The sequence below is a fragment of the Methylobacterium sp. J-059 genome (assembly GCF_022829485.1).
Taxonomy (GTDB): Bacteria; Pseudomonadota; Alphaproteobacteria; order Rhizobiales; family Beijerinckiaceae; genus Methylobacterium.
Genome location: NZ_JAKSYA010000183.1, coordinates 56,442 through 68,991, shown reverse-complemented (window position 1 = coordinate 68,991; position 12,550 = coordinate 56,442). Strand labels below are relative to the sequence as shown.

Below are 12,550 nucleotides of genomic sequence, written 5' to 3'. Positions count from 1 at the left end.
GCTCGCGGTCGTGGGAGGGGGGGGGGCGGGGGGGCTGCCCACCGGCCGGCTGGGCCCCCGCCCGTGGCGGGGGGCCGCGTAGACGGGGGGGGAGGGGGTGTCCTCCGGTTGTCCTCTTGGGTGGAGTCGGTGGAGGGGGTCGGGCCTCGCCCGACCCCCCCCCCCCCCCCCCCCCGCGGGGGGGGGGGGGGCCGGGGGAGGGGGGGGGGGGGAGGGGAGCGCCGGTGCCGGATACGGCGCTCCCCTCTCCCGACCCCTGCCGACGCAGGGGCCACCCTCCCCCGCAGAGGGGGAGGGATCTGAAGCGTCCGTCGCCCTCAGCGCACGAGGCACGGGCGCTTGTTGTCGAAGGTCCAGTTCGGGACGAGGAACTGCATCGCCGCCGCGTCGTCGCGGGCGCCGAGGCCGTGGTCCAGATAGAGCGCGTGCGCCGCCTCGACCTCGGCCATGTCGATCTCGATGCCCAGCCCCGGACGATCCGGCACCCGCACGAGCCCGCCGCGGATCGCCAGCGGCTCCTTGGTCAGGCGCTGGCCGTCCTGCCAGATCCAGTGCGTGTCGATCGCCGTCACCTTGCCCGGGGCGGCGGCCGCGACGTGGGTGAACATCGCCAGCGACACGTCGAAGTGGTTGTTCGAGTGCGAGCCCCAGGTCAGCCCGCGGTCGCGGCAGAGCTGCGCCACCCGCACCGAGCCGGCCAGCGTCCAGAAATGCGGGTCGGCCAGCGGGATGTCGACGGCGCCCAGCTGGATCGCGTGGTTCATCTGGCGCCAGTCGGTGGCGATCATGTTGGTGGCGGTGGGCAGGCCCGTGGCGCGGCGGAACTCGGCCATGATCTCGCGGCCCGAGAACCCGTCCTCGGCCCCGCACGGATCCTCGGCGTAGGCGAGCACGCCGCCGCGGCCCTTGCACAGGCGGATCGCCTCGGCGAGCGACCACGCGCCGTTCGGGTCGAGGGTGACGCGGGCTTCCGGGAAGCGCTCGTGGATCGCGGTGACGGCGGCGATCTCGTCCTCGCCGGCGAGCACGCCGCCCTTCAGCTTGAAGTCGTTGAAGCCGTAGGCCGCATGCGCGGCCTCGGCCAGGCGTGCGACGGCGTCGGGCGTCAGGGCCTCCTCGTCGCGCAGCCGCATCCAGCCGTCGCGGGCGGTCGGCTCGCGATAGGGCAGATCGGTGCGGCGGCGGTCGCCGACGTAGAACAGGTAGCCCAGCATCTCGACGGCGTCGCGCTGCTGGCCCTCGCCCAGCAGGGCCGCCACCGGCACGTCGAGGAACTGGCCGAGCAGGTCGAGGAAGGCGGATTCCACCGCCGTCACCGCGTGGATGGTGACGCGCAGGTCGAAGGTCTGGAGGCCGCGCCCGCCGGAATCGCGGTCGGCGAAGCGCGCGCGCATCGCGTTGAGCACCGCCTGCCAGGCGCCGAGCGGGCGCCCGACGATCAGGTCGCGGGCCTCCTCCAGCACGCCGCGGATGCGCTCGCCGCCGGGCACCTCGCCGAGGCCCGTCGCGCCGGTGGAATCCTCGAGGATCACCAGGTTGCGGGTGAAGAACGGGCCGTGCGCGCCGCTGAGGTTGAGCAGCATGCTGTCGCGGCCGGCGACCGGCACGACCCGCATCGCGGTGACGGTGGGGGAGCGCGAAAATCCGCGCGACGGGGCATCGACGGCGTCGGCCTGCATGCGTGCCTCCCGGGGCGTTGACGGGACCGGCGTCTGGCGCGCCGTCTGCCGCACGTTCTTGCAAGGATGCCGATGCGGGTCCAAGCCAAAGGCTGGATCGATCGATGCGCGACAGGCATCGATCATCCCGGCGGCAGCACTGCCAGGATCGCGATCAGGCGCGCGATCAGCGGGTCGTCGCCGTCGCGGCGCCAGGCGAGGTGCAGCTCGGCCGGGCGCGGCGCGGGCAGGTCGAGGGGGCGGAACGCGACGCCCTCGAAGCGCAGGCGCTCGGCCGCCGCCGGCACCAGGGCGACCCCGAGGCCGGCACGCACCAGTGCCAGGATCGAGTGGATCTGCGTCAGCTGCTGCAGGATGCGCGGCTGGATGCCGGCCTTGGCGAACAGGCCGCGGACGAGGTCGTGGAAGTAGTGCGCCTCGTTCGGCGCGTAGGCGATGAACGGTTCGCCGTCGAGGTCCGCCAGCGTCAGGCCCGCGTGCGCCGCCAGGCGATTGCCGGCGGGCACGGCGACCACCATCGGCTCGGCCAGCGCCCGCACGGAGGCGAGGTCGGGATGGCTGACCGGCGGGCGCACCAGCGCCGCGTCGATGCGCCCGGCCAGCAGTTCCTCGACCTGATCCTTGGTCACCATCTCGCGCAGCGCGAGCGTCACGTCCGGCAGCGCGGCCCGGGCGGCGATGACGAGGCGGGGCAGGAAGTCGTAGGCCGAAGCCGCCGTGAACCCGAGCTTGAGCACCCCGGCCCTTCCGGCCGCGACCTGGCGGGTGACGTGGGTCGCGGTCTCGGCGAGCCGCAGGATGCGCTGCGCCTCGGGCAGGAAGCTGCGCCCGGCCGCGGTCAGGCGCACCGAGCGGCTGGTGCGGTCGAGGAGCTGCACGTCGAGGATGCGCTCCAGGACCTGGATCTGCCGCGAGAGCGGCGGCTGGGTCATGTTCAGCCGGGCGGCGGCCCGGCCGAAATGCAGCTCCTCGGCGACGGCCGCGAAGCACCGGAGCTGGCTGAAGTCGAACATGCGCGATCCTGGAAAGGCGACCCGGGTTGCGACGTGCCTGGATTGATCGCATCCCGATGCCGGTCGCGGCGAGACGGATGATGGCAGCAAAGCTTCGATCGGTCTCGTCGGCCTGCCTCGCGATGCGCTTGAACGCCTTCGGCTTGCGGAAGACGGTCTCGATCGGGTGGCGTCGCTTCGGCGAGGTGGGTCGTCCCGCGCCCGCTCGACTTCGCCGTCGTTGATATTCGTTCGATCGTCCCTCATATTGCGGACATGTTCGCGGGGCTTCCCCGGCCGCATTGCAGGACGACCCCGATGGCCGGCACATCCGCTCCGAACAGCCTCGACATCGCCGAGCAGGTCGCTCGCGTCCTTCGGTCGAACGCCGAGACCCAGAAGTTCATCGAAGAGCAGGCCAAGCTGCGTGCCGAGGCCGACAAGCTGGCGCGCGAGCGAGCCTTGGCACCCTGGCAGATCGCCCTGTCCGGCATGGCCGCGGGTGCTGCGCTGTTCGGTGCGGGCGCCGCCTTCATCAAGGTGTTGGGCGGGTGACTGCCGGCCGCCTCCGCGACGTGCTCGCCCGGCTGCGCTGGTCGCAACGGGGCTTCGCTCAGGCCCTGGCCTGCGATGACCGCCTGGTGCGCCGTTGGGCCTCCGGCGACGCCGCGATCCCACCCGACGTCGCAGGCTGGCTCGAAGCGCTGGCCGAGGCGCATGCCCGCCATCCCGTGCCCGAGGGGTGGCGGCGGCGGTCCGCTTGAGCCGGTTGCGCGGACGTGTTCTGCGGGTCCGCGCAACCTGCGACCGGTCTGGAAGCCGGGCCGGAGACGTGTCGCCTTTGAAGCGTTGCCTTGCCGGCGCGAGCCCGCTCAGCGCAGCTCCACCCGCCGGATCTCGCCGACGACGACGAGGTAGCAGAACACGGCGACGAGCGCGTTCAGCCCGACGAACACCAGCGCGCCGTTGAACGACCCCGTCTGCTGCACGATGTAGCCGATCGCGATCGGCGTGGTGATGCCGGCGGTGTTGCCGAAGGTGTTGAACAGGCCGCCCGAGAGGCCGCCGCCCTGGCGCGGCGAGGTGTCGGAGACGACCGCCCAGCCGAGCGCCCCGACGCCCTTGCCGAAGAAGGCGAGCGCCATCAGCCCGACCACGAGCGCGTCGGTCTGGACGTAGTTGCAGCCGACGATGACCATCGACAGCAGCATCCCGCCGACGATCGGGATCTTCCGCGATGCGGTCAGCGACCAGCCGCGCTTGAGCAGCCGATCCGAGATCCAGCCGCCCAGGATGCCGCCGACGAAGCCGCAGAGCGCCGGCAGCACCGCGGCGAAGCCCGCCTGCAGGATCGACAGGCCGCGCTCCTTCACGAGGTAGACCGGGAACCAGGTCAGGAAGAAGTACGTCAGCGTGGTGATGCAGTACTGCCCGACGTAGATCCCGAGCAGCATGCGGTTGGCGAGCAGCTGCCGGATCGTGCGGCCGGCGTCGACCTGGGCCACGCCCGCGTCGCGGCCGTCCATGTCGAGGAGGGCGCCGCCCGCCTCGATGTAGTCGCGCTCCCCCTGGTTGATCGCGGGGTGCTCCTTCGGCCCGTGGATCACCTGGGTCCACAGCAGCGCGAAGGCGATGCCGAGCGCGCCCATCAGGGTGAAGACGTGGTGCCAGCCGTAATGGTGGACGACGAAGCCCATCAGCGGCGTGAACAGCACGGTGGCGAAGTACTGCGAGGCATTGAAGAAGGCTGAGGCGGTGCCGCGCTCGGCGGTGGGGAACCACGCCGCGGTGATCCGGGCGTTGGCCGGAAACACCGGCGCCTCGGCGAGTCCCACCAGCAGGCGCAGGCCGAACAGCACCGCCACCGCGGTGAAGCCGGTGAAGAAGCCGACCGCCCCCTGCATCAGCGTGAAGGCCGACCACAGGAAGATCGCGCCGGCATAGACCCACTTCGCGCCGTAGCGGTCGAGCAGCCAGCCGCCGGGTAGCTGCGCCAGGACGTAGGACCAGGCGAAGGCGGAGAAGACGTAGCCCATCGCCACCGCATCGAGGCCGAGGTCCTTGGCGAGCGACGGGCCGGCGATGGAGAGCGTCGCGCGGTCGGCGTAGTTGATGGTGGTGGCGATGAAGAGCATCGTCACGATGAGGAGCCGCACGCGGCTGCGCTTCACCGCGGTCATGGCGAGACCCGCGCTCATACGACCTTCTCCCTGAAGGCGGACCGCCCGGCCGGTGCCGCGGCGGACAGCGGCCGTTCTCTGAAGGCCCCTCGACGGGGCCCCGGCGGCCGCTTGCGATCTCAGGTTAGGAGCGTCCCCGGCGCGGCGTCCAACTCAAAGGCTGGATGGATCGATGCGGCGCGCGCATCGATGGGCGGCGGGAAAGCGACGGGATGACGATGGTCGGGATGAGCGGGGGTGGGGCTTGAGCGGTCGGTACGGGCTGGAGATCCGGGCGGCCAGCGCCGCCGACGCGCCGGGGCTCGCCGCGCTGATCGGCTCGGGCGGCCCGGCGATCGCGGTCCGCGACCTCGCCGAGCGGATCGAGGCCCTGCGCGGCCGCGACGGCGCGGCCCTCGTCGCGGTCGAGTGGGGGCCGCCGGGCGGCCTCGTCGTGCTGCACTGGTACCGCACCCTCGTCGCCGAGCCGACCGCGCAGATCACGACGCTCCTCGTCGCGCCCGACGACCGCCGGCGCGGGCTCGGGCGCCTGCTGCTCAAGGCGGCGGCGCAGGCCGCGCGCACCGCCGGATGCGACGGGCTGGAGATGGTGCTGCCGCCGGACCGGCCGGACCTCGAAGCCTTCTGCGCCGCCACCGGCTTCGTCGCGGCCGGCACCCGCCTGACGCGGCCCCTGCGCAAGCGAAGCGCCGAGCGCTGAGATCGATGCCGCGTGTCGCGGTCAGTGCAACGTCGCGCCGGGGTCCGGGTCGATCTCGACCGCCTCGGCGAAGGGGAATTCCAGCACGATCTCGCCCGCGGCATCGGTGACGACGAGGTCGGCCGTCATCAGCCGGGCCTGGTCCCGCGCCTCACGCGCTTGGCCGGCGCGCAGCGCCGCCAGGATGGTGTCGCGGGCGGCCTCCCAGGCGGCGTCGGCATCGGGCAGGTCGGCGCCGTCCGGGTCCGTCACCCAGTCGTCGCCGATCCGTGTGTTGAAGAAGTAGCGCGGCACGGTACAGGCTCCTGCAGCATCGGGCTTCACGCACGCGAAGCGGGATCGGAGCAAGACATGGTGAAGCCCAGCCGCGCCGCAACGCCGGACGAGGCCGGCCGGCCCGCGAGGCCGTCGCTGCGGGCGGCGCGGCGGGCTTTTCTGACAGCGGCCCTCGGCCTCGCCTCGCTCGCGGGCGCCCAGGCGCAGCCGGCGGACCTCTCCGACGCGCGGGCGATGGCGCTGGTGCGCGGGCACCGCACGCAGGGCTTCGTCACCGTCGGCCAGAGCCTCGCCTATGCCGAGCGGGCCCGGCCAGACAGCTTTCGGCTGGCGCCCGCCCGGGTCGAGCGGCGCGCGGGCGAGCCGTTCACCCGCGTCCGCATCTGCTACTGGCTCCGCCCTGCCGGGCGCCCGGCCGAGCCGGATTGCGGGATCGACTACCTCGTCACCGACGGGCCGCCCCATGTCGAGGTCGCCGAGGCCTTCGGCGGCCTCGGCCGCGAGCTGGAAGCCGGCCGCGAGCGCTTCGTGCGCGCCCTCGACCGGGAGCTCGATCTCCGGCGCGATCCGGCCGCCAAGGCGCTCGGGGATGCGCTCGCACCCTACGATCCCTACGACCGCCGATAGGGCGGAGGCTGCGGCTGAGCTTGCCGATGGGGGTTCGGATCGCACGGCGTCGAACGTCTTCGAATGGGTCGTGGCCAGCGCCGCGCGGCTCCCTCTGGGGGAAGAGACTCCCGCTTCGACCCGGCCCCTTGGAGGGATCTGCGACGCCGGTCGCTAATGAGGCGCGAGGGCTTTGCGGCCCGGGCGTGCGACCGGCCCAGCGGCGTCCGGCCGCGCTGCCGCGTGGGCCCTGCCCCCCTATCTCCCGGGGGTCGCCAAGAGGACCATCCCGTGCCCGACGAGACGCTGACCGTCTACTACGACGGAGCCTGCCCGCTCTGCCGGGCGGAGATCGGGCATTATCGCCGCTGCCGCGGGGCCGAGCGCATCGCCTTCGTCGACGTGGCGCCGGACGGCGCTCCCCTCGGGCCGGACCTCGACCGTGCGGCGGCCCGCGCCCGCTTCCATGTCCGCGACGCCGACGGCCGGCTCCGGTCGGGGGCGGCGGGCTTCGCCCGGCTGTGGAGCGCGCTGCCGCGTTGGCGCTGGCTTGCGCGGATCGCGCGGCTCCCGGTCGTGCTGCCGCTCGCCGAGATCGCCTATCGCGCGTTCCTGCCGCTCCGCCCCCGCATCGCCCGCTGGCTCGTCCGCAACCGTTGAGAACCTGCCGGCGTGCTTGATCCGGCGCGTCGCGGCCGAGAAGGTAGGGCATGGCTCGCAAGCGCATCCACCTGACGACCGATATCCTGGCCGACGCCCTGCACCGGCTCGGGATCGCGGCGGCCGCGATCGACCGCGAGGCCCTGCGCGTCCGGATGGGCCTGCCCGAGCAGGACGGCTTCGTCGAGGATTCCGCCGTCGCCGCGGCGCTCCGCGACGGGACGGCGCGCCAGGCCTTCTCGCAGACCGGCGTCGCGGCGCTGAAGCTCGCCCTGCCGGCGCTCCGGGCCGAGCCGGGGCGGGACGGCGCCCTCGCCTGGCGGCTCCGGGTGAGCCTGCCGCTCCTCGACGACGGCCGCCTCGACCTGCGCCTCGACGGGCCGCCGGGCGAGGCGGCGGCCGAGATCCTGGAGGAGATGGCGCTCGGCAACGATCCGGCCTGGCGCCTCGACGACCTGCGCCGGGCGCTGGCCGAGACGTCGGCGGCCTCGGCGCGCACGCTCCACCGCACGGTCGCGCGCCTGCGCGACCAGATCCGGGACGACCTCCACGAGATCGGGGCGGACGCGCCGACCTACATCGCCCATCTCGACCGGTCGCTGCGCGCCCGCGTCTTCACGCCCGCGCCGAACCTCGCCCACGCGATCCTCGACACCCTGAAGACGGTGCGGACGCGGGCGAAGGCGGTGGCGCGCGAGGAATCCGGCCGTCGCCGCCTGCGCGACCGGGTCGGGTTCGGCTCCTACATCGACAAGTTCGTGCCCGCCCGCCGGCTGAACCGGCGCATCGTCTTCCACATGGGCCCGACCAATTCCGGCAAGACCTACGCGGCGCTGGAGGTGCTGGCGAAGGCGCCGACCGGGACCTACCTCGCGCCCTTGCGCCTGCTCGCGCTGGAGAACTACGAGGCCCTGCTCGAGCGGGGCCTGCGCGCCGGCATGGTCACCGGCGAGGAGATTCTGGGGGAGCCGGACCCGAGCCACACCGCGCGCACCATCGAGACCGCGGACCTGCGCCGCCCGGTCGAGGTCGCGGTGATCGACGAGATCCAGATGCTGTCCGACCCCGATCGCGGCTGGGCCTGGACCAACGCGCTGTTCGGGATCCCGGCGAAGACCGTGATCGTCTGCGGCTCGGACGACGCGCTCTCGCATGTCCGCCGCGCGGCGGAGGCCGCGGGCGAATCGCTCGACGTCGTGGCCTTCGTGCGCAAGACCCCGCTGGTGGCGCTCGACGAGCCCGTGCCCCTCGAATCCGTGAAGCCGGGGGATGCCGTCGTCGCCTTCTCGCGGCGGGCCGTGCACGAGAACCGCGAGGCGCTGGTGGCGGCCGGGCGCAGCGTCGCCACCATCTACGGCGCGCTCTCGCCGGAGGTGCGCCGGGCGGAAGCGGCACGGTTCCGCAACGCCGAGGCCGAGGTGCTGGTCACCACCGACGCGATCGGCATGGGCCTGAACCTCGGACCGCTCAAGCGGGTGATCTTCTCGGCGGTCACCAAGTGGGACGGCACGGCGACCCGCCCGCTCACCAATCCCGAGATCCGCCAGATCGCCGGCCGGGCCGGGCGCTTCGGCCATCAGGACGAGGGCCACGTCTCGGCCACCGACGACGTGAGCCTCGGCCCGATCCGCGATGCGCTGGCCGGCGCGCCGACGGCGCCCGCCGCCGACACCCGGTTCTACGTCCGGCCGGACCTGATCGCGATCGAGGCGGCGGCGGCCGAACTCGGCACCGACTCGCTCGCCGAGGTGCTGACGCATTTTTCCCGCGCGACGTTCTACGAGGGGTCCCCGTTCCAGCCCTCCGCGATGGAGGAGGCGCTGGAGGCGGCGCGCGCGGTCGACACGGCGCACCTGCCGATCCGCGAGGCCTTCGCCTTCGCGGTCTGCCCGATCGACCGGCGCGACCCGGCCTCGACCGCGGTGCTCGACCGCTGGGTCCAGGCCCGCGCGGCCGGCGCCGCCGTCCCGGCTCTGAGGGCCAACGTCGGCGGCGAGCTCGAGTACCTCGAACGCACGGTCAAGCTCGCCGCCGCCTACCTCTGGCTGGCCCGGCGCTTCCCCGACACGTTCGACGAGGCGGAGGCGACCAAGCTGCTGCGCGGCCGCGCCAACGCCGCCATCGAGCAGGCCCTGCGCGAGACGGCCTCGCGCACCGTGGCGGCACGGGCGCGGCCGCGCGTGCCGGCGTGACGTGGCGCTCTTTCCCTCCCCCGCAGAGGGGGAGGGAAGGCGCGCGTGGGCGTCGAAACCGAGCGGATTCGCGAAGAGACCTACTCTGCGCCCTGCCCCGCCGGCCTTGCCAGCAGCACGGCGGTCGCGATCCCGACGGCGAGGATCGTGACGGCGCAGGCGGCGAGCGCCGCGAGCTGGCCGATGCCCTGGAGCGCGACGCCGAGCAAGGCGACGCCGAGCGCCTGCCCGCAGAAGAACGAGAAGGCGTGGAGCGCCACCGCCGAGGCGCGGGCGGTCGGGGCGACCTCGGTCACCTGCACCTGAAACGTGTTGTGCAGCATGTAGAAGCCGAGCCCCATCGCGACGAGGGCGGCCGCGTCGAGCTGCCAGCTCCCCGCGAGGCCGATCATGGTCAGGGCACCGGCGCAGACGAGGCCGCCGCCGACCAGCATCCGCTGCATCCCGAGGAACCGGACCAGCAGGCCGACGAGGGCGGAGTAGATCAGCCCGCCGACGGCGAAGCCGGCGAGCGCCAGCCCGGCCTCGCGCGGGCCGCCCTCGCCGCGCGCCTCGATCAGCGGCGCGAGGTGCGGGAAGATGCCGAACACCGCGATCGCCTCGACGAACACCGCCGCGAACAGCACCCGCGCGCGCGGGTTGGCCACGATCGCGCGATAGCGCGTCAGCGCCAGCCCGAATTCCGGCCGTCGCGCCGGGAGGCGGCCGCTCCGGTCGAACCCGAGCAGGGTCGCGGCGCAGCCGAGCACGGCGACCGCGGCGTTGATCGCGAACACGCCGTGCCAGCCGACCTGCCCCTCGATCAGCCCGGCGAAGGTCGAGCCCGAGAGCTGCCCGAGGATCACCGCGACGAGGAAGCGGCCGATCGCCACCTGGCGGCGCTCCATCGGCACCCGGTCGCCCATCAGGGCGAGCGCCAGCGGGATCACCCCGCCGGCCGCGGCGCCCGCCACCATCCGCAGGCCGAAGAGCAGGCGCAGGTCTTCGGCGAAGGCGCAGCCGACCAGCGCCGCCACCAGCACCGCGAGGCACGCGGTGATGACCCGCTCCTTGCCGACCGCGTCGCCCACCGGCCCGAGGATCGGCTGGATCAGCGCGTAGGGCAGCGCGAAGGCGGTCGAGAGCAGCGCCACGGTGTGGGCGTCGCTGCGCAGGTCGCGCGCCAGCACGCCGACCAGCGGCTCGACCGAGCGCCACGCGAAGGTGCTGGAGAAGCCCGCGGCCGCGAGCACCAGGATCAGGCGAGCGATCGAGGAGGTGGGAGGCATGCTGGGCCGCGGCTCGCGAACGCCCGGCCGAGGAGGCCGGATCGGTCCCGGCCTAGCCGACATCGACCGGGTTTGCAGCCCCGCCGAGGCCGTGGAGCCGGCCGTCGGCATGCAAGGCGCCGCCCCTGAAACCCGACCGCGCGCGCCCTCGCCCGGCCGGGCGCACGATCCGGTCAGACGCGTCCGGGTGATCGCCGCGGGCGATCCCGGGGCGACGAGCGGGACATGCGCAGGCTTTGAAAGGCGTTGGCCTCAGAAGACGTGGCGGAGGATGAAGAACAGGACGCCCGCCAGGGTGATCGCCGCCGGCAGGGTCAGCACCCAGGCCAGCGCCATGTTGCGCACCGTCGACATCTGCAGCCCGGAGCCGTTGGCCGCCATGGTGCCGGCGACGCCCGAGGACAGGATGTGGGTGGTCGAGACGGGCAGGCCGTAGACCTCGGCCAGCCCGATCGTGCCGGCGGCGACGAGCTCGGCCGAGGCGCCCTGCGCGTAGGTCAGGTGGGTCTTGCCGATCCTCTCGCCGACCGTGACCACGATCCGCTTCCAGCCGACCATGGTGCCCAGGCCCAGCGCCAGCGCGACGCAGACCTTCACCCAGGTCGGGATGTAGCGCGTGCCGTCGTTGAGCAGGCCGGTATAGGCCTTCAGCGTGCCGGCCTCGGCCTCCGAGAAGCTGGCGCCGTTCTTCGGCAGCAGCCGGATCGCGTCGGCGGCGAGGTACATGTCGTTGCGCAGGTTCGAGGTCTGCGCCGCCGGCACCTGCTTGATCGCACCGTAGTTCCGCACGTTGGCGGCGATGTCGGTGGAGAGGGCCGCGAGCGCGCCGTAGACCGCCGGCTGGTTCAGGTCCTTGGTCTTGAGCGCGTCCGAGACCTGCTTGCGGGCGGCCGCCGCGTCGGGCTGGGCCGTCGTCCCGGCGTGGCTCGCGAACACCGCGCTGGCGCTCTGCGAGGTCTGGATGAAGGCCGGCGTCGTGTCGTCGGCCATGGTGCGGTTCAGGGCGTAGGCGGTGGGCGCCGCGCCGATCAGGATCAGCATGATGAGGCCCATGCCCTTCTGGCCGTCGTTGCCGCCGTGGAAGAACGAGACCAGCGTGCAGGTCAGGATCAGCAGCGAACGGATCCAGAGCGGGGGCGGCGTGTCGCCCTCGGGCGCCTCGTATAGGTCCTTGCGCCGCACGGTGAGCTTGAGCGCCAGCAGCAGGAGGGCCGCCGCGACGAAGCCAATGAGCGGGCTGAACAGCAGCGCCTTGAACACGCCGAGCGCCTGGGCCCAGTCGACGCCCGAGGTCGCGGAGCCTTCCGGCGCCATCAGCTGGTTGGCCAGCCCGACGCCGATCACCGAGCCGATCAGCGCGTGCGACGAGGAGTTCGGCAGGCCGAAGGCCCAGGTGCCGAGGTTCCAGACGATCGCGGCGATGAGCAGCGCGAAGATCATCGCGTAGCCGGCGCCCGACCCGACCTGCAGGATCAGCTCCACCGGCAGCAGCGTGACGATGGCGTAGGCCACCGCGCCCGAGGACAGCATCACGCCGAGGAAGTTGAAGGCGCCGGACCAGATCACCGCCACGAGCGGCGGCATCGAGTGGGTGTAGATCACGGTCGCCACCGCGTTGGCGGTGTCGTGGAAGCCGTTCACGAACTCGAAGGCCAGCGCGATCAGCAGGGCGAGGCCGAGGAGCACGAAGGCGCCGATCGCCAGCGGCGTCTGGCCGACCGCGTTCATGTCGGTGATCAGGCTGACGCCGGCGTAGACCAGGCCCGCCACCAGGATCAGCAGGAACGCGACGATCCCGCCCGGATGCAGGCCGCGATCGAGCGTCGGACCCGGGCGCCGCCTCGGTTCGGCGCCCGACAGGTGCGGTGTCAGGCGGGCAGAATCGGACATGACGGATCTCGACGGCGATCGGACTTCGAACGCCTTCGGATAGGTCGCGTGCGTGACGGTCCGGTGACGGCGCGCGAAAGGACAGTCGATCCGCGCCGGACGACCCG

At 73.2% G+C, this 12,550-nt stretch carries 11 protein-coding genes; 5 read left to right on the top strand and 6 right to left on the bottom strand.

From position 1 onward, the window contains the following. Positions 1-317: 317 nt before the first annotated feature. Positions 318-1,679 (bottom strand): glucarate dehydratase, encoded by a 1,362-nt coding sequence (gudD, locus tag MKK55_RS28235; RefSeq protein WP_243939014.1) that lies wholly within the window; start codon positions 1,677-1,679, stop codon positions 318-320. A gap of 122 nt (positions 1,680-1,801) precedes the next feature. Next, positions 1,802-2,692, bottom strand: a complete 891-nt coding sequence (locus MKK55_RS28230) for a LysR substrate-binding domain-containing protein (RefSeq protein WP_243939012.1) — start codon at positions 2,690-2,692, stop codon at positions 1,802-1,804. Positions 2,693-2,989: 297 nt separating this feature from the next. On the opposite strand from MKK55_RS28230, the gene MKK55_RS28225 reads away from it, so the two are divergent. Continuing rightward, positions 2,990-3,226, top strand: a complete 237-nt coding sequence (locus tag MKK55_RS28225; protein ID WP_243939010.1) for a hypothetical protein — start codon at positions 2,990-2,992, stop codon at positions 3,224-3,226. A gap of 317 nt (positions 3,227-3,543) precedes the next feature. Here MKK55_RS28225 and MKK55_RS28220 read toward each other — a convergent pair whose 3' ends face one another. Next, a complete protein-coding gene (locus tag MKK55_RS28220) occupies positions 3,544-4,869 on the bottom strand; it encodes an MFS transporter (protein WP_243939008.1) in 1,326 nt (441 codons plus the stop codon). Positions 4,870-5,095: 226 nt separating this feature from the next. On the opposite strand from MKK55_RS28220, the gene MKK55_RS28215 reads away from it, so the two are divergent. Beyond that, on the top strand, positions 5,096-5,551 hold the full coding sequence (locus MKK55_RS28215; RefSeq protein ID WP_243938978.1) for a GNAT family N-acetyltransferase: 456 nt from the start codon (positions 5,096-5,098) through the stop codon (positions 5,549-5,551). 21 nt (positions 5,552-5,572) lie between these two features. On the opposite strand, the gene MKK55_RS28210 is transcribed toward MKK55_RS28215, so the two are convergent. Next, on the bottom strand, positions 5,573-5,845 hold the full coding sequence (locus MKK55_RS28210; RefSeq protein ID WP_147843465.1) for a DUF6894 family protein: 273 nt from the start codon (positions 5,843-5,845) through the stop codon (positions 5,573-5,575). A 57-nt stretch (positions 5,846-5,902) separates the two neighbouring features. Here MKK55_RS28210 and MKK55_RS28205 point away from each other — a divergent pair, with 57 nt between their 5' ends. The 3 genes from MKK55_RS28205 to MKK55_RS28195 all read left to right on the top strand — a co-directional run bounded on the left by MKK55_RS28205 (position 5,903) and on the right by MKK55_RS28195 (position 9,285). Then, the gene (locus MKK55_RS28205; protein WP_243939006.1) at positions 5,903-6,454 is read left to right on the top strand and encodes a hypothetical protein; all 552 of its coding nucleotides are present in this window, start codon (positions 5,903-5,905) and stop codon (positions 6,452-6,454) included. 270 nt (positions 6,455-6,724) lie between these two features. Beyond that, entirely contained in the window at positions 6,725-7,093 is a 369-nt protein-coding gene (locus MKK55_RS28200; RefSeq protein ID WP_147843464.1) for a thiol-disulfide oxidoreductase DCC family protein, read from the top strand. A 50-nt stretch (positions 7,094-7,143) separates the two neighbouring features. Then, positions 7,144-9,285, top strand: coding sequence for a helicase-related protein (locus MKK55_RS28195; RefSeq protein ID WP_243939004.1), 2,142 nt, complete (start codon positions 7,144-7,146; stop codon positions 9,283-9,285). A gap of 80 nt (positions 9,286-9,365) precedes the next feature. Here the strand turns inward: MKK55_RS28195 and MKK55_RS28190 are convergent, their stop codons facing one another. Next, entirely contained in the window at positions 9,366-10,553 is a 1,188-nt protein-coding gene (locus tag MKK55_RS28190; protein WP_243939002.1) for an MFS transporter, read from the bottom strand. 252 nt (positions 10,554-10,805) lie between these two features. Next, entirely contained in the window at positions 10,806-12,443 is a 1,638-nt protein-coding gene (locus tag MKK55_RS28185) for an inorganic phosphate transporter (protein WP_147858715.1), read from the bottom strand. Positions 12,444-12,550 lie beyond the last annotated feature (107 nt).